Origin of the sequence: Vibrio sp. CK2-1, from assembly GCF_021726515.1 — a bacterium.
Taxonomy (GTDB): Bacteria; Pseudomonadota; Gammaproteobacteria; order Enterobacterales; family Vibrionaceae; genus Vibrio.
In genome coordinates this window covers 685,624-702,661 of record NZ_JAKKCJ010000001.1, presented here as the reverse complement: position 1 = coordinate 702,661, position 17,038 = coordinate 685,624, and the positions used below count along the sequence as shown (strand labels likewise).

Genomic DNA, 17,038 nt, shown 5'->3' with positions numbered 1-17,038 from the left:
AATTACCCCTTGAGCAAAACGTTCAAGGGGTATTTTTTATTCTCCGTTAAAGTATTACTTTCTTTTGACGATAAAATCCATCGCACGAGTGGCAAACTTCCCATAAGGCGGCGCCATAAACTTCATAAAAGAGAAGTTGGCTTGATAGAACACTGGACGCATTTTGGAAAAGGTTAAGAACCCTTCGTAACCGTGATAGTGCCCCATCCCGCTGCCACCAATACCACCAAACGGTAAATCATGCTGTGCAACATGGAACAGCGCATCATTAACGCTCACCCCGCCAGACAACACCGATTGTATATAACGATCGACCAACGCCTTATCATCACTAAATGGATAGAAAGCTAACGGGCGATCACGTTGAACAATGTAATCAATCACTTCTTCTGGTTGCTGGTAGGTTTTCACCATTAGGATAGGACCAAAGGTTTCTCTTTGCGCAATGCTTGTATCGTCACTGGCATCTAAAATAAGCGTCAAAGGATATTTACGAGTCGTGGCATCCGCATCCTGTTCGCTTAAGTTGATGACGGTCGCTCCTTTGGCTTTAGCCTCTTCCACCGTATCAACCAAACGTTGGAAAGCGGTATCATCAATGATTGATGTGAAATCTTTATGCTGAATATCTGGGCAATGTTTCTTCACCCACTTTTGTGACGCCTTGATAAAATCTTCACGTTGGCTTTGATGAACAAAAACATAGTCAACATTGGTACAAATTTGCCCGGCGTTGAATTGTTTAACGAACATAATGCGTTCTACGGCTTTTTTCATCGAATAATTCGGATCGATAACCGCTGGCGATTTGCCACCTAGTTCAAGCGTCACTGGGGTTAGGTTTTCAGCACAGGCGGCCATCACTTTACGCCCCGTTGCGCCTGATCCAGTAAACATCAAATGATCAAAAGGCAATTTCGAAAACTCAATCCCGACTACCCCAGTTTCAGTGAAGAACTGCAGTTTTTCTGGCTTAAAGTATTTGGGCGCTAACTCTTTCAATAACTCAGTTAAATGAATCGAGTTTTCCGACATTTTCACCATGGCACGGTTACCCGCCGCAAAGGCTGCCGACAAACCAGCAAAGCTTAAGTTAATCGGAAAGTTCCAAGGCACGATAAAACCCACTACCCCAACGGCTTGCGGAATCACTCTATTCTTCGCGCCAAAATATACCGTATGATCGACTTTGCGCTTTTGAACTTTCATCCATTTTTTGAGGTGTTTAATAGTCGATGAAATATCATCAGCAACCGTGATCACTTCAGCAAATAAGGTTTCATGATGAGAGCGATTGCCATAGTCTTTATTAATCGCGCCAGAAATCGCCTGACGGTTTTCCATTAATAGACTTTTTAAGTTTTCTAGGTGGGCTTTACGCTCTTCGTAGCTTTCTTGTCCATGCTGATTAAACGCTTGTTTTTGATCATGCAGCGCTTGTTGCAACATGGTGCGAACAGCTTGATGACTGTCATTGGAAAAACCTTCAACTTGCTCTATGGTTTGATTCATTCTTTATCGACTCCTTGACTGAATTCTTATTATTTTTGGCTACGGCTGCCACTTGGCTTTCATTTTGGAGATGGTAGTCGCCTCTATATCATGAATGCTGCCGTAGTTTGCTTTGCATGCATGGATCACTAATTCCACCTGACAACGCTTAGCAATCTCTTTATAGGCTTTCATTTCCCAGTGACGCACGAAAGTATTCGACACAATCACTGACTGACCTTGTTTTAAATGGTGCTCGGTTTGTTGCTGACACCATTGATGCGCTTGTTCGAGCTTTAACGGGTTAAAACGATATTCGCCATCCGCTTCAACAAAGTACATATCTGTTTCTAAATGTACTGCGCCTTGTTCTTGCGATAATTGCTTCGCTAATGTGGACTTCCCCGACCCCGGTAAACCTCGAATAAGCATTAATGTTTGAGTGTTCTTTGATTCTAACAACGGATTAATCCCAACCTTCTAGCTGATACTTTTCGATTAAAGCATCGATATCTTCTTGAGTGGGCATTTTGCCATGATCGATGGTTTTAATCACTCGACATGGGTTACCCACTGCAATCACATTGTCGGGAATATCTTTTGTCACCACACTGCCTGCGCCAATCACACTGTTACTGCCAATGTTTACGCCACCCAATACAATCACACCGGCGCCAATCCAGACACAATCACCAATGGTAATCGGATCGCCACAAGCGAACGGTTCAATACGTTCACGTAAGATAATCGGATGACTTGCCGCACAAAGTTGCACGTTCGGTGCAATCAATACATAGTCACCAATCGTGACAGGGGCAATATCCAATACCGTTAAGCCATAATTGATAAAACCACCTTTGCCTATGGTAAAGTTTTTTCCCATATCACATAAAAATGGCGGCTCAATATGAGTGCCTTGGTAGTTATTCAAAATTTTACCCAGCAATTCTTTTCTTAGATCCTGCTCTCTTGGGCGTGAATGGTTAAAGTCGTAAAGCCATTCTTTGCATTGCATTTGCTGCTCGATCAATTCACTATCAATCAAAGTTTTTACGGTAAAATCATTAATGGTTTGGGACATAGTACGATTTAACTCAATTTGGATGAAAAACGATATGGATAAACAACAAATCACCATCTGTGGCTGCGGCTGGCTTGGGCTCGCACTAGCCAAATCATTGGTTGCACAAGGGCACACTGTCTATGGCACCAAGCAATCTCATATCGATGCTCAAGCCTTAGCCACCTTTGGCATTCAAGGCTTGCCTTTGGTTTTACCCGTAGATGAAAACCAGCTAGACACTCAACAGCAAGCCGCCTTACAAAAGGCTTTTGCCACAGATCTACTGGTGATCAATGTACCACCAGGTCGTTACCCTAATAGTGCCGAAGATTTCAAACGAAAAATACAGAGCTTATCGCATATTGCAAAACAAGCAGGCACTAAAAAGATATTATTTATCAGCACCACAGGCGTTTATGCCGATTGCCAAGGCGAGATAACCGAAGACACACCAACCGCGCCGAATACGGAATCTGGTCATGCGCATGTATGGTTAGAAAATTGGTTAAGGGAAGAGTGGCAAGATAACCTAGTCGTGTTGCGTTTATCTGGTTTAATTGGGCCAGATCGTCATCCAGCCAAACATATTGTCAAACGCTATGAATCCACTGGTCAGCCTTTAGAAAATGGATTAACGCCAGTAAACCTGATCCACCAGCATGACATTATCACCGCAATTCATTCACTCATAAATCACTGGCCCGCTCAAAAAGTACTGCACTTAGCCGCTCATTCGCACCCTAGCCGTGAAGAATATTATCAAGCTATGGCGAAACAGATTGGTTTACCGGCTCCGCTGTTTGTCAAAAATGGCGAAGATAATAAAAGAATCAATGCACAGCAAAGTGTTGAATGTCTTAATATTGAATTAAAGTATCCAGACTTATTGTCATTGAACCCTTACCAGTAGTCTAGGTAACCTGACTAGCCTAGGTAACTTAAGTATCTGGGCTGAAGTAAAATCATAAAAGAACGGCTTGTCTTAACCGTTATATTTACCGCTTAGAACCATGGCCAACCATCATTTTATGGCGGTAATAATCTTCGTTAAAAAGTAAGCTTGTTCATCAATCAGTGATTGAACTTGTCTACATTCTTGGTCAAAAATCAAACTACAATAACCATGTAATGATGCCCACACAAAGTGCGCTTGTAACATCACATCTTCTTGCTTGACGACGCCCGCTTTCTGACACAACAACAGAAGATCACAAAGAAATTGGAAAGACTCTTGCGAGCTCTGATCAAGCTCAGGGTCCGAAGAATATTGTAAGTTCGATAAACTAAACATCAGTTTATAATATTCCGGATATTGAGCAGCAAACTCGTAATAAGCTTTGCCAGCCGCTTGTAATTTTTCTTGAGGTTGAGACTCTGGATATAAATCACTGGCTTGCTTGAGCTTTTGCGTAAAACGAGTGTAACCCTCACTAGCAATGGCACAGAGCAAGGCATGTTTGTCCTTAAAATGGCGATATGGCGCCGTGCGAGACACACCTAACTCCGTAGCAATGCCACGTAATGTAATAGATTGAATTCCATCAGATTTTAACTTTTTTACGCCTGCAAGAATAATCTTAGATCGCAGATCATCATGATGATAATTCGATGTATTTTTCGACTCTTTTTTCTTCTCAATAAGCTCTGGCAATGTTCGTTCCTTACTAAAAATCCCCAATAATTACGCTACAAAAGCTGCAGTTAATTCGTTGTTATTGCTCACCGTGTTTAATTAACGCTCCCACCAATGTTGACACTGTCAACATGTGCTTCTATTTTTATTCTAGCTGAATTTTATAAATACTCAGAACAACGGAAGTACACCCTCAAGTAATGGCAGGTAAACGCTGCTAAGGAAAGCACCCAATGAAATTTTGTACTGCAATACTCATGATGATAGTTTCTGTAACAATGCTCTCTGCATGTACAGAAAGTGATCCTGAGCCGCCTGCTACTTCTAAAGCTACCCCTGACACTATAAACAATAATCCACCGATGACAGTATCTGTCTCAATTTTACACCAAGAAAACAGCTATCCCATTACTCATCGTTTTCTTGGCTTAGTTTCTGCTAACCAACAAGCAAACTTAGGTTTTGAACGTAGCGGAAAAGTATCGAGCATTCACGTTCAAATCGGTGAAAAAGTGTCAAAGGGCCAGGTATTGATAAAACTTGATACCGATATGTTAGAAAGCCAACAAAAGCAAATTCAGGCTCAACAAAGTAGAATCAGAGCTGAGCTAGATTTGGCTAACAAAAAGCTTCAGCGTCAAAGTCATTTAAAAAGTAAAGGATTCAGTGCCGATGCCAATATTGATGATCTGACAAGCCAAATTGATGTCCTAAAAGCAAACGCCCTAGAACTGAATGAAAGGCTCAAAGCAAACTTATTAGAACAACAAAAATCGATTTTAACCGCTCCCTACTCTGGTGTGATTAGCTCTCGTTTTATCTCACTAGGCGATATTGTCACTCTTAGCTCACCTACTGTCACTTTACTCTCCGATGAAAAGCCCGAACTGCATGTCGGCATTCCCACTAAATACCGCACAGCATTGGCCAAACAGACGCAATTTGAAGTCGATATAAATGATCAACGTTACTCCATTGAACGAATTAACTCTGGAGCCGAAGTTGATAAACAATCAAGAACGGTGAACTTACACTTCGAATTGCCAGAGACTCAAAATTGGGTGAATGGTCAAATTGGCTACCTAGTTTTTCAAGAATCACAACCTATCAGCGGCTTTTGGGTGCCTTTATCCGCATTAACTAATGGCATCAGAGGAACATGGAACGTATATGTCGTGGTGCCGAATGAAGAGCACTTAACCACAGAGCGGCGCAGCATTGAGGTTATCTATGCCAATAGCCATCATGCCTATATTCGCGGAGCAATTTCTAATGATGAAAAATTTGTCACTGAGGGACTACATCGCATTGTCCCTGGGCAAGACATTTCTATTGCGACTAAAGATCCTGTGTTGTCGTCAGCATCACCAAGTCAAGGTGCATTGGAGGCTCAGCAATGAAAGCCATACTAGCCAATTCACGCCTACTTATATTGCTGATTGCGATACTGATTGTATCAGGTAGTGCTGCCTTATATTCACTGCCTAGAATTGAAGATCCCATCATCAGCAACCGCTTTGCCAACGTTAACATCCTATTCCCTGGAGCAACGGCGCAAAGGGTTGAAGTACTGGTTACCGAGCCGGTCGAAACCACATTAAAAGGGATCAGTGAAATAAAAGAAATCTCATCAGTATCGAAAGATGGAGTCTCAAGTTTAACGATTGAGTTACATGACCAAGTCACAGATCCAGAACCTATATGGTCGAAGGTTCGAGATAAACTAGATGATGCCTCAAGACAACTGCCTCAAGGCGTGAATGAACCTATATTCAGTAGTGACCACACTTATGCATTTACCATACTCACGGCCTTAACATGGCAGCATGATAGTCCCGCTAATTTGCTAACGATTAACCGTTACGCCAAAGAGTTAGCCATGCAAATGCGTAATCTAGCAGGTACCGATTTTGTCGATGAATATGGCAATCCTGATGAAGAAATCCTCATCAATATTCATTCGTCGAATATCAGTCAACTGAAAGCTTCCGCCTTAAGTTTAAGTAATCAAATTCAAAGTGGTGATGCAAAAAATTCTGCCGGTGAAATCTTTAATCGGCAGCACCGCTTTTCATTAGAATTAAATACCGCGACTGACTCACTGGATGCATTAAGAAGGCTCCCGATTAATACCACTCAAAATGGTGATATCACTCGCTTAGGTGACATTGCAACAATAAAACATGACGCTCGTTACCCAAGTACCAATATTGCGTTAATCGATGGTGAACCAGGCATTATCGTCGCCATTCGCATGCTACCTGAATGGCGAGTGGATTTATGGACCAATATCGTCAACGAGAAGCTCACTCAGTTTGAGCAATCCTTACCGAGTAATATCAAGCTGACACAACTGTTTAGCCAACAAGATTACACTGAAGCAAGATTATCTAGCCTGATAAAAAGTATGCTACTAGGGCTTAGCCTGATTTTATTAGTCCTCCTTTTTACCTTAGGTTGGCGCGGTGCCGTCATTGTCGCAATATCTTTGCCTCTCACAACGCTTTCAACACTGGCAATGATGAATTTTACCGGCATTCCGATTAATCAAATGTCTGTCACAGGGTTAATTGTCGCACTCGGGATCATGGTTGATAACGCCATTGTCATGGTCGATACCATACAAAGCTTACGGCAAAAAGGAGTGACTCAATTACAAGCCTCATATCGAGCCGTTAAAACACTCTGGATTCCCTTACTAGGCTCTACATTAACCACCGTTTTAGCTTTTGCACCCATCTTTTTAATGCCGGGTGCCACGGGTGAATTTGTAGGTGCCATTGCCATGACCGTCTCATTTTCATTAATCAGCTCTTATGTCATCGCCCATACAATAATCGCGAGCTTAGCTGGCCGATTTTTTCCTAAAACAGCAAGCGTAGAAGGAAAAAATGCGTCATTTAAATGGTATCAAACAGGAATATCGACGCCTTCTCTTAGTCATTGGTTTGCTCGATCGATTCACTGGTCATTGGCCTCTCCGTTTAAAACGGTCGTTCTCATGCTTATTTTGCCGTTTTCGGGCTTCTACTTTATGGGCCACCTCACCACGCAATTTTTTCCACCAGCTGATAGAGACATGTTTGAAATTCAAGTTTATATGCCACCACAATCCACGATTTACGCCACTCAGGATACCGCTAAAGAGGTCAACGAATTACTGAAAATGAACCCTGAGATTGAACAAGTAAATTGGATGATTGGGGAGAACTTTCCGGCGTTTTATTACAATATGCTCAGCGGTAAAATGAACACACCTAATTTCGCTCAAGCGATGGTGAAAGTCAGTGACTATCAATCAGCCAATCGCTTAATTCCGATCATTCAAAGTCAAGTGAACAAGGCATTCCCACAAGCTCAAATTCTAGTAAGAAAACTTGAGCAAGGTCCTCCATTTAATGCCCCTATTGAAGTCAGAATATTTGGGCCTAACCTTGACCGCCTCAAAACCTACGGAGAAGATATCCGGCTACTAATGGCGCAAACACCGTTTGTCACCCACACCAAAGAAACCTTATTAGCCGGCGCGCCAAAGATAAAAGCAACCATTAAAGATGAAGCGGATATTCAAGGTTTTACTTTAAGAGGAATCGCTCAATTATTAAATGCTTCTTTAACCGGTATCGAGCAAGGTTCTTATATCGATGGCACCGAATCAATACCTATAAAAGTGCGAGTGAATGACGCAGAAAGGGAAAACTTATCTCAACTAAAAAATCTCTATTTCCCACATCAAAATAATGATGTAGGGATCAGTTTGTCGTCATTAGCCGAACTTACTTTAGTGCCCACAACAGGTGAAATTCCACACCTCAATGGCTTACGCTTAAATACGATTGAAGGCTATGTTGAAGCTGGCGTGATCCCACAAGCGGCATTGGATTTATTTACACCAAAACTGAACAAGTATATTGAAAATCTCCCACCAGGCTATTGGGTAGAAATTGGAGGTGAGTCTTCAGAGCGCAATGATTCCGTGGCTAAGCTGATGTCAAATTTATTGATGGTATTTACCCTAATGTTTGTCGTAGTGGTCATCTCATTTAACTCTTTTAAACTCAGCGCAATCATCTTCTTAGTTGGTTTTTTATCATCAGGGTTGGGGTTATTGTCTATTTACATTTTCAACTACCCATTTGGCTTTACCGTGATTATTGGGCTGCTCGGGGTTGTCGGGTTAGCCGTCAATGCTGCCATTGTCATACTGGCAGAGTTAAAACAAAATCAAGAAGCTTGTGAGGCGAATAAACCCGCTATTGTTCGCGGTGTTGTGTCCTGTGGTCGACATATTAGCTCAACCACCATTACTACCGTCGGTGGCTTTATTCCATTAATTCTCGCCGGTGGTGGTTTCTGGCCGCCATTTGCCATTGCAATAGCGGGTGGGACCGTACTCACTACCCTGTTATCTTTTTATTTAGTACCTACCTTATTTTATCTTGCGCATCATCGGTCTAAAAAAATAGCGGTAAGTACTTAACATAGACAATGTTGAATCTGTAGATAAAGCTAAATAATATGACACAGAAGGAAGATTTTCTTTATATTATGCCTAAGTGACTGACTACGATGCAGAATTCAACATGCCAACTTTGATGACTTTTATTATTGCGCTACTCGGTGGGTTAATTGGCTATTTAACCCACATTCCTATTGGTGAAATGCTCGGGGCAATGCTTGCAGTTTTGATTGCCGGTCGCGTGTATCCAAAGCTCTCATTTCCCAAGCAGATTCTCACAGTTATTCAAATTGTGTTAGGCATCAGCGTCGGCGCAATCATCAATATCAATGATTGGTTTTCAAGTTTAAGCATTGGCGTCTTAATTGGCCTTTTATGCTGCATGACTAGCCAGATTGTTATTGGCTATTTCTGGCTAACCAAACGTTGTAATTGGAGTCGTACAGAAGCTTTTCTCGGCGCGGTTCCCGGTGCTCTGGCTGCAATAATTGTGATGACCGATGCGCAAGAAAAACCATCTTATCGAGTGATTTTCACCCACTCAATTCGGCTGATCTTCTTAATGGTTCTAGCCAGTATTATTGCGATTTTTAATCAAGCGGCGACCGAGGCTCCGACGGAGCTACTCACCCACGTACAAAGCGCCTCTTATCTACTGTTATTTGGAATTAGCCTTGCTGCATTCGCTGCTGGAATACTACTCGATAAAATCGGCATACCAGCGCCATTTATGTTAACCGCCATGCTACTCACCGCAGGGTTGAATTCAGCATTACCCCAATACACTTATCAAGTACCGGAGTTATTCTTACTGATTTCAATGGCGCTGATTGGTGGCTTTGTGGGACTCAGAATGCAAGGAATTACGCTACAAGAAACCATCGACAGTGTTCGATCGGGCATGATGGTGACGTTACTCAGTTGCGGTGTCACTTTAGTGATGGCATTTATCTTTAGCCAACTGCTCAACATTTCCTTTTCGGTACTGGCTTTATCTTGGGTGCCGGGCAGCTTAGAGTCGATGACCGCAGTCGCCATACTACTAGGATTAGAGCCGGCTTTTGTAATGATGAATCATATTATTCGACTCACCCTACTCTATTTACTACCAGCCTTTTTAGGTAACTCTTTGTTGTCGGAAGATAAAAGAGTTTGAGGGTAGATTTGCCAGTTTGATAACGTATCAAAAAAATTAAGGGAAACTCTTGGAAAAAGACCTACAAGCTAAGCGAAAACATCACTATGTTTGGGCTAATTACCTATTGAGGTGGTCAGCTAATCGCAGAGATTTATTTTGTGTCACTAGTAGAGGCAATATTGACCGTACTAGTGTCAGAGGCTTGGTGGTGGAAAAGGATTTTTACCAACTAACTTCACTAGAGCAAAAGCACATAGATGCAATTCTGATGTTCTCCTCTCAATCACCAACTAAATTACAAGAACAGCACCAAAGTTATCTTGAGGATTTTTTGAAAGTTCAAAAGTTAGAATATGCCTATAGAAGGTCTAGTAACCAAAGTAGTGAATCTGAGCAAGCAATTCTAGCGGCTAAGTCTAACCTACTGGAAAACTTACATACAGCACATGAGAGTAGCTCTGCACATATTCTCGAAGAATTAGCTCAAGGAAATATTGAAGTTCTTAAAAATGACCAGAATATGATTTCATTCACTATGTATCTTGGACACCAAATAGCTAGAACAAAAAACTTCAAAGTCCGTTGCATTACTGGGATGAAAAGAAATAGCCCTGAACTTGGGGAGATAATGGAGCACGCTTGGTGGTTTTTCAGCTATATGTTTGGCATGAATATAGGGCTAAGTTTGTATTCAAGTCGCCTTAATGAGAACCACACCTTACTCAAAAATAGTACGAGTTCTAACTTTATTACCTCAGATCAACCTGTAATCAACGTCCATTCTTGTGTTAATGACAATGAGTTTAAACCACCTGAGAGTATGGACGTGTACTACCCAATTTCACCTCAGTATTCATATATAATTACTGAATCTCACCGATTTGAAAGCGGCTTAATCGAAATAGATGAATCAGTAGCCATTGAATTCAACAAAAAAATCGCCATTAATGCAAATAACCACATTTTCTCATTGAACGAACAAGATATTAAAAACTATAAGTCCTTTGTTGGCGGCGCCCTACGGAAAATTAAAGAGTACTCCTAATTCACACTTAACACTCATACATTCAACGGATTTTATAAACAGTATCAGCTTACTATCCGCTCTTAATACCCTACGATTTCTGATTCACTGAATACAGCGCGCCAATCAGATCCGACTGAGTAATGATGCCACATAACTTCTGCTCAGCATCCAATACCGGAATATGGTGTAAGCCGATATCGGAAAGCAAAGGCACCAGTGCCACGATATGATCGGTATCTTTCACGGCGATTACATCCGTTACCATCAAATCTTTTACTTTATTATTCACTTCTTTTCGGTGCTTACGTTTTACCAGCATGCGGTTCAAGTGTTTCAATAACCCTGCATAGCTTGGTACGGACAAGTTTTTCAAAAAGTCGACACTAGAGATCACGCCAAGTAATTCACGTTCCTCATTCACCACGGGTAGCATGCTGATTTTATGCTTGTGTAAGATCTTCCACGCCATGCCAAGTGGCATATCTTCCCCTACCGTGATGACATCGGCAGACATAATATCTCGACTTAAAATTTCACCACTACGGCGTTGATAAGCGAGTTTCTGTGCTTGTTGGTAAATCGATTCTAATTCTTCTTGGCTGACCGCTAATACACTGTCAAAACTGTTAATGGCCTGCATTAAATCTTCGGATTGCAAACCCAAACGCTTCAGCGGAGTTTGATTATTATGCAGATGTACAGGATCATAATTTGGTTTAGCTGGCAGCCAGCGCCTTTTCATAATCAAGCGATTGAGTATCTGACTCGCGATAAAAAACACCACTATGTTAATCAGAATGGGATAGAGAATATTGATCTCGACATCGGTATGTTGCGCGGCAAGAACAGGCACTAAAGCGGTGGCTGCTGCCGGAGGGTGCATACATTCTAAGATGTACATCACCATCAACACGCAAGCGATGGTTGACGCGGCTAGCAAAGCTAAATCAGACATGAAAAACGTTAAAACAAAACCAATCACCGCCGACATGGAATGCCCCACCAAAAACGGCCAAGGCTTAGCTAATGGACTACTCGGTAGAGCAAACAAGATAACAGAAGAAGCGCCCATCGAACCAAGCAACACCAACATGGCATCTTGATCTTGTACTTGCTGGCTCACCAACACCACGATAAAAATAGCAATGAATGCAGTTAATGCGACTTTCATTCGCTCAGCAAGAGGAATGGTTGAAATTGCCTGACTACTGGCATGATTAATACCAAGTTGTAGCAATAAGCGAGAAAAGACTTTTTGACTATGAGAAGAAAGCTTATGAACGAGAGAGTGCATTTAAATGTATCAATTTATGAATGAAACACCATCTTATACAATCCAGCAACACATCATCAACAACAATGTACAAGAAACGACTAGTCGTTCACTATTACAGCCTCGTTTTGCTGTATATGACGGTATTATCAAGTTCACCGGAGGGTAGTCGGCGTGCATTATATAGCGTCCCTTCTAGCTGATAACCTACACGTTCAGCAACCGCACAGCTTTTTGTATTACTTGCCGCAGCTCGAATCTCAACCCTTTGTGCTTTTAAATTCTCAAATGCATGAATCTCCAACGCTTGTACTGCTTCAGTGATATATCCAAACCCTACACAAGAGCTACGCAACCAATAACCAATTTCAAAATAAGGGACGCCTTTATCTCGAATAATCAGTCCAATCATGCCAACAAACTTTCCTGAATTTTTATCTAACAGGGAGTAGCGCAATTCATTTTCAAAATTATCGAAATCAACCATGGCTTGCTTGGTCGCTTCTATCGATTGTTCTTCAGTTAAAGCAAAAGGCACCCAATCAAGAAACTGACTCAGTTCAGCCTGACTTTCTAAGATCGCTTCAAGCATGGCGGGTTGGTCTTTTAAACGAGGAGGGCTTAGATAGAGTCTTTCAGTTTCCATACCGGTCTAGTCCTATTCCCATACAGATGTTATCGGATTCAATGCTTCAATTTGCCATGTTTTGAAACATAGTACTGTGATGATATTAGGAAAGTGGTTATTAGATTAAAAATGACAATTTTAATGAGTGGCTGCATTAAAAAATAACAGCCACTTATCTATCCCACAAACCACTCGGCATTGGGATCATTATCTTGCACCCATTGCGGGTTTTGTCTTGCTTCGAAATATAACTGCAAGCCGTAATAATTTAAGTAACATTGCGGGCCACCTAGGTGAGCAAATGCATCAAAAAATGCGTCTTCTTGCTGGCATAATACCGGTAATGTCATGATCTGGTTTTTAAGTGCCCATTGGATGGATTCCACTGTTGCGACACCATCTCCCACATGAACGGCTTCTATTCGGGAGTAGTCCCCGGCGAAACTGGCTTGTCTTTCGATCTCTTGTTGATCGTCCAGTTGTTGGCGAACTTCATCAAGAATTTTGTCTCGTTGATAGCCAATAATTGCTTTATTGAGTTTGGCAATTCTTAGCGCGTAATCGAGTTTTTCTGGCCCTAGTAGGCCAACTAAGCTTGGCAATAACTCTTTATCCAAACGCAATGATTTGATCAGGTGTTCGATACAAGTATTAAGCGACATATAACGCACGCCATCGAATTCGAAGCCGTAGGTTTCATCTTCCCCTTCTACCGGAATGCTATCAATCGCGACGGTCCAGCCTTGATAAGAAAGGCGATCTCGGGCGATTTCATACATCTTCCAAGCACTTTCGCCAAAGCCACCAAGTAATGCGCCTGAGAATTCAGATTCTTGCAGTTCTTGTTCGGTCCAATTTTGTCCGATAGCAAGGTGATCTGAATACTTATCCATTAGAGAACGCTTAACGTGATCTCGCACCGCCCAAATCGAAGATACGTCACTGGCAACTCGAACGGCCGCACATTCCTCACAAGCAGGAATGCTCATTGGTTCATGGGCTAAGAAATGAATATTTTTCGGGTTTCTAGGTAAATCAAAAGCCTTGGCAGATGGCTCGCCACAAAACCAACAGGTATGTCTGAAATTGAATGGGATATCGATGTAGGTATATTGAGACATAAGAAAAACCATTGATAGACTGAAATGACAAAGGGCTGAAGTAACCTGAAAAGTGCAGATTATCAGCCCTTAAATTTAGATCCAAGTACTGGTTCTTAGTCTTCAAACTCAGCAGTATGTTCTGGGCGCAATTGACGCTGCACACCAAACAAGAAGTTACGTAAAATTTGGTCTTTACACTCACGGTAATGTTTGTTGTCCGGCTTACGGAAAAATGCGCTTAGCTCGTGCTTGCTTAAATTGAAATCGACCAATTTCAACGTCTCTAAAATATCTTCAGCTTTCATGTTCAATGCAATACGCAACTTCATGAAAATCATATTGTTAGTTAAACGGTTTTCCGGTTGAGGCTGCTCACCTTCTCGCTTACCGCGTTTAGTGTTAATTAAACCATTTAGGAAAATTGCTAACTCTTTATCGGTACACTTTACAAAATCCGCATCTTCTTCTTTCTTTAGCCAAGCGCTTATTTGTGAACGTGAAACTTCATGATCAGCAGCGGCGTAGATGGCAATCATCTCTGCATCTTTAAAATCAAAAGCGTAGCGGATACGGCGTAAAATGTCGTTATTAGTCAAAATCGTTCCTAAGGTTAAATAGTCATTTCAATAAATAAGGGCTGCACATCTGGCAGCCCTAGAATACTCATTCATTTTAGCAGAGTTACAGATAGCCACCTATCTATATTCTCTATCGACCCCTATTTCGCCGTTACTGTCACCATAACTAATTTACCATCGACACGAACGGGGCCATCTTCTTTGGCACCAAGTGTGTACTCAAAAACGCCTGTTTTCATGCCACCTGCTTCACCATGAAGCATCAGCATTAACATATCCCCTGACTTTACAGGCTCAGTTAAGATCGCCGTGACATCATGGTTCTCACCACTTTTCACAGGAGAATAGCCGACAACAGGACCGGGCTTCATGTTTTTATCGGTTCGATGTACCACCAGCCAACCATTGTCATCAGCATGAATTTTCTTCGCAGTGACAGTGCCACTAGACACATCCTGGTCATCGCCCCAAACACGATTATCCGCCAACGCCAAAGGGGTAACACCAAATAATACCGCAGCTAAACTGATCTTTTGTATAAACTGATTCATATTCAATTCCTTGTTTCTAACAAAATGTAAAGAAACGACGGCTGACTGTTTCTCGTTAATCAATAAGCAATACGTACCAGTTAGAAAGCGGTTCACTTTTTATTCAATTACTTCTCTCTTAAATAAAAAAGGCTCGCTATAAGATGTATAGCGAGCCTTCATCAACAATATTAAATGAGCAATATAAACTTATAAGATCCCTGTAATGGCGATCCCTAAACCTACCCTTTGTTGGTTTTGGTTGTAATCAATTAAGCTACTGCCATAACCCGCTGAATATTTCGCATAACCACGGACTTTGCCCCAAATAGGAAAGGTTAAACCTAACTCGGCATAGCCTTTATGGGTCGAAAAGTTCTCACGACCTAAGAAGGAAAACTCTAAATCATTCCATTTATACACACTGGTTAATTCAAAATGCCCCATGAAGTCTTCAATATCTGGATTGTCATCACCACTTGAATCACTAGGGTCATTTTTCTCGCTTTCAGGAATACGCCACCAAGGTTGCAGTGCAATTAAGAAGTTATCTTTCGCAAAGTAAAATTGGGTATAAACGCGGTTCCAGCTACGAGATAAATCCTGCCTTTGTCCATTTGATTCATGCTCTATACCGACGCCAAAAGCCGTGGTGCCGCCAAATGGTGTCCAAGCAGTTGGAGTCACATAGAAAAGTTCTGGTCGGTAGTTGGTTTCACGAAATGGGCGAGAAATGTCATCAGCATAAACCTGCCAGAATGATTTCAATGTCATGCCAAAGAATAAACCATCGCCTTCAAACATTAGATCCGAATAGTTTAAAGGCACTTTAAAGCTAATTTGAAACTCGGCTTCTGCATGCTCAAGCCCTTCAGACCAATCGGTGCCTTCATAAGCTTTGTCATTGATATTATCGCTGTAAGTCACAGGTAAAAGATAATTCAAACGGTGAGCGGTAATAACAAAAGGTTCAAAGGCGGTTTTACGCTCGGTTTCGAGACGGTTAACCGCTAAGTTTTCTTGTTTGTTATCCGGTGAATCGGTTTGGGAAACCATGTCCAATTGACATTCATCACGGATGCTCTGAACCGTTTGATCGTCTTGTTGCTGTTTGATTTTATCTAATAAACACAAATCATAACCGCTCGACACACTACCTTCTGGCACTTGGCCTGATTGTTCAGGATCTTCTGCCCAAACCAATGGCACACAGCACATATTGAACAACAACACTTGCAGCGAATTCAGTCTCATGACTTATCCTTGTTCACTATTTGAAAACCAAATCAGCATACCAAGTTAAATTAATAATTTATATGAATGACAGCTATTTATCACAAAAACCAAACATTATTTTGCCTATTATTAATAGACAAGTTATGAGGTTAATCGCCACTAAAGCACGGCGGATTTACTTCACTCTTCTTTTCAGGCAGATTAAAGCTTGATGGCAAATTAAACACAATGGAATGTGATTAGGATTTCCCAATGAATAATAGAAACTGGTTATTAGTTGTTGCAGCCGCGACAATGACTTCGACAATGGCTTATGCTGATGTGATTATTACGCCAATGGTTGGCTATACCCTAGGTGGCGAAGTCGAAGATTCCAATGGCAATGAATATGACTTAAAGGGAAGCGAAAGCTACGGTTTGTCCATTGAAGTACCGGTTGAAAATGGCCAGATCGGACTGTTCTATTCCTATCAAGATAATGAGTTGGAATCTTTGGATTATGACTCATCAATCCAATATTTGATGATACAAAGTCGCTTAAATATGCCAATCAATAATGATGCATTAGGTTATTTAGGTGTCGGCTTGGGTGGCTCTTATACCGATGTGGATTGGGCAGATAACAAGTATGGTTTTGCAGCAAGTATTTACGCCGGATTAGAGTACAAATTTACCGACAACATTGCGGTAACCGGGCAAATACGTTGGTTAGGCACAATTGTCGATAACGATTCGCAAAGTGCCTGTTATGCAAACCAAAGCTCAAGCAATTGTTATATTAAATTTGAGTCAGACTGGATGAACCAATTCCAGTCTAACGTTGGTATGGTGTTTCGTTTTTAAAGGTTTTCTATTCAACAGACGTTTATACCCAAGTAA

The 17,038-nt window shown here is 41.5% G+C and carries 16 protein-coding genes; 6 read left to right on the top strand and 10 right to left on the bottom strand.

Translation table 11 applies throughout. From position 1 onward, the window contains the following. Positions 1–54: 54 nt before the first annotated feature. From L3V25_RS03050 to L3V25_RS03040, 3 genes are read right to left on the bottom strand one after another with little or no spacing between them, the layout of a single operon-like run. Positions 55–1,512: a coniferyl aldehyde dehydrogenase gene (locus L3V25_RS03050; protein ID WP_237294017.1), complete on the bottom strand. Its 1,458-nt coding sequence runs from the start codon at positions 1,510–1,512 to the stop codon at positions 55–57. A 39-nt stretch (positions 1,513–1,551) separates the two neighbouring features. After that, positions 1,552–1,953, bottom strand: a complete 402-nt coding sequence (locus L3V25_RS03045) for an ATP-binding protein (RefSeq protein WP_267135402.1) — start codon at positions 1,951–1,953, stop codon at positions 1,552–1,554. A 4-nt stretch (positions 1,954–1,957) separates the two neighbouring features. Further along, a complete protein-coding gene (locus L3V25_RS03040; protein ID WP_237294016.1) occupies positions 1,958–2,572 on the bottom strand; it encodes a sugar O-acetyltransferase in 615 nt (204 codons plus the stop codon). A gap of 34 nt (positions 2,573–2,606) precedes the next feature. Here L3V25_RS03040 and L3V25_RS03035 point away from each other — a divergent pair, with 34 nt between their 5' ends. Then, positions 2,607–3,464 (top strand): NAD-dependent epimerase/dehydratase family protein, encoded by an 858-nt coding sequence (locus L3V25_RS03035; RefSeq protein WP_237294015.1) that lies wholly within the window; start codon positions 2,607–2,609, stop codon positions 3,462–3,464. Between the two features lie 111 nt (positions 3,465–3,575). Here the strand turns inward: L3V25_RS03035 and L3V25_RS03030 are convergent, their stop codons facing one another. After that, positions 3,576–4,205 (bottom strand): TetR/AcrR family transcriptional regulator, encoded by a 630-nt coding sequence (locus L3V25_RS03030; RefSeq protein WP_237294014.1) that lies wholly within the window; start codon positions 4,203–4,205, stop codon positions 3,576–3,578. Between the two features lie 215 nt (positions 4,206–4,420). Between L3V25_RS03030 and L3V25_RS03025 the strand changes: the two genes are divergently transcribed. The 4 genes from L3V25_RS03025 to L3V25_RS03010 all read left to right on the top strand — a co-directional run bounded on the left by L3V25_RS03025 (position 4,421) and on the right by L3V25_RS03010 (position 10,829). Next, positions 4,421–5,587, top strand: coding sequence for an efflux RND transporter periplasmic adaptor subunit (locus tag L3V25_RS03025; RefSeq protein WP_237294013.1), 1,167 nt, complete (start codon positions 4,421–4,423; stop codon positions 5,585–5,587). Then, a complete protein-coding gene (locus tag L3V25_RS03020) occupies positions 5,584–8,667 on the top strand; it encodes an efflux RND transporter permease subunit (RefSeq protein ID WP_237294012.1) in 3,084 nt (1,027 codons plus the stop codon). Before L3V25_RS03025 ends, L3V25_RS03020 begins: the two co-directional genes overlap by 4 nt. A 103-nt stretch (positions 8,668–8,770) precedes the next feature. Beyond that, positions 8,771–9,802: an AbrB family transcriptional regulator gene (locus L3V25_RS03015; protein ID WP_237294011.1), complete on the top strand. Its 1,032-nt coding sequence runs from the start codon at positions 8,771–8,773 to the stop codon at positions 9,800–9,802. A gap of 49 nt (positions 9,803–9,851) precedes the next feature. Then, the gene (locus tag L3V25_RS03010; RefSeq protein ID WP_237294010.1) at positions 9,852–10,829 is read left to right on the top strand and encodes a DUF4238 domain-containing protein; all 978 of its coding nucleotides are present in this window, start codon (positions 9,852–9,854) and stop codon (positions 10,827–10,829) included. Between the two features lie 70 nt (positions 10,830–10,899). On the opposite strand, the gene L3V25_RS03005 is transcribed toward L3V25_RS03010, so the two are convergent. From L3V25_RS03005 to L3V25_RS02980, 6 genes are all read right to left on the bottom strand, one after another. Further along, positions 10,900–12,105, bottom strand: coding sequence for a CBS domain-containing protein (locus L3V25_RS03005; RefSeq protein ID WP_237294009.1), 1,206 nt, complete (start codon positions 12,103–12,105; stop codon positions 10,900–10,902). A gap of 94 nt (positions 12,106–12,199) precedes the next feature. Next, positions 12,200–12,730 (bottom strand): GNAT family N-acetyltransferase, encoded by a 531-nt coding sequence (locus L3V25_RS03000; RefSeq protein WP_237294008.1) that lies wholly within the window; start codon positions 12,728–12,730, stop codon positions 12,200–12,202. Between the two features lie 158 nt (positions 12,731–12,888). Beyond that, the gene (locus L3V25_RS02995; protein WP_237294007.1) at positions 12,889–13,833 is read right to left on the bottom strand and encodes a hypothetical protein; all 945 of its coding nucleotides are present in this window, start codon (positions 13,831–13,833) and stop codon (positions 12,889–12,891) included. 95 nt (positions 13,834–13,928) lie between these two features. Further along, positions 13,929–14,411 carry a DUF1456 family protein gene (locus L3V25_RS02990; RefSeq protein WP_193000809.1) on the bottom strand — a complete coding sequence of 161 codons (483 nt, stop codon included), beginning with the start codon at positions 14,409–14,411 and terminating at the stop codon, positions 13,929–13,931. A 122-nt stretch (positions 14,412–14,533) separates the two neighbouring features. Continuing rightward, positions 14,534–14,944, bottom strand: a complete 411-nt coding sequence (locus L3V25_RS02985; RefSeq protein ID WP_237294006.1) for a hypothetical protein — start codon at positions 14,942–14,944, stop codon at positions 14,534–14,536. A gap of 189 nt (positions 14,945–15,133) precedes the next feature. Beyond that, complete coding sequence (locus tag L3V25_RS02980; protein ID WP_237294005.1) at positions 15,134–16,177, bottom strand: phospholipase A; 1,044 nt, start codon at positions 16,175–16,177, stop codon at positions 15,134–15,136. A gap of 234 nt (positions 16,178–16,411) precedes the next feature. Here L3V25_RS02980 and L3V25_RS02975 point away from each other — a divergent pair, with 234 nt between their 5' ends. Continuing rightward, complete coding sequence (locus tag L3V25_RS02975; RefSeq protein WP_237294004.1) at positions 16,412–17,002, top strand: outer membrane beta-barrel protein; 591 nt, start codon at positions 16,412–16,414, stop codon at positions 17,000–17,002. Positions 17,003–17,038: the final 36 nt, after the last annotated feature.

Excerpts from the sequence above, each read along its gene's own strand:
- L3V25_RS02995 (WP_237294007.1), bottom strand. The coding sequence starts at position 13,833 with ATGTCTCAATATACCTACATCGATATCCCATTCAATTTCAGACATACC.
- L3V25_RS03050 (WP_237294017.1), bottom strand. The coding sequence starts at position 1,512 with ATGAATCAAACCATAGAGCAAGTTGAAGGTTTTTCCAATGACAGTCAT.
- L3V25_RS02980 (WP_237294005.1), bottom strand. The coding sequence starts at position 16,177 with ATGAGACTGAATTCGCTGCAAGTGTTGTTGTTCAATATGTGCTGTGTG.
- L3V25_RS02985 (WP_237294006.1), bottom strand. The coding sequence starts at position 14,944 with ATGAATCAGTTTATACAAAAGATCAGTTTAGCTGCGGTATTATTTGGT.
- L3V25_RS03015 (WP_237294011.1), top strand. The coding sequence starts at position 8,771 with ATGCCAACTTTGATGACTTTTATTATTGCGCTACTCGGTGGGTTAATT.
- L3V25_RS03020 (WP_237294012.1), top strand. The coding sequence starts at position 5,584 with ATGAAAGCCATACTAGCCAATTCACGCCTACTTATATTGCTGATTGCG.
- L3V25_RS03035 (WP_237294015.1), top strand. The coding sequence starts at position 2,607 with ATGGATAAACAACAAATCACCATCTGTGGCTGCGGCTGGCTTGGGCTC.
- L3V25_RS03040 (WP_237294016.1), bottom strand. The coding sequence starts at position 2,572 with ATGTCCCAAACCATTAATGATTTTACCGTAAAAACTTTGATTGATAGT.
- L3V25_RS03025 (WP_237294013.1), top strand. The coding sequence starts at position 4,421 with ATGAAATTTTGTACTGCAATACTCATGATGATAGTTTCTGTAACAATG.
- L3V25_RS02975 (WP_237294004.1), top strand. The coding sequence starts at position 16,412 with ATGAATAATAGAAACTGGTTATTAGTTGTTGCAGCCGCGACAATGACT.
- L3V25_RS03000 (WP_237294008.1), bottom strand. The coding sequence starts at position 12,730 with ATGGAAACTGAAAGACTCTATCTAAGCCCTCCTCGTTTAAAAGACCAA.
- L3V25_RS03005 (WP_237294009.1), bottom strand. The coding sequence starts at position 12,105 with ATGCACTCTCTCGTTCATAAGCTTTCTTCTCATAGTCAAAAAGTCTTT.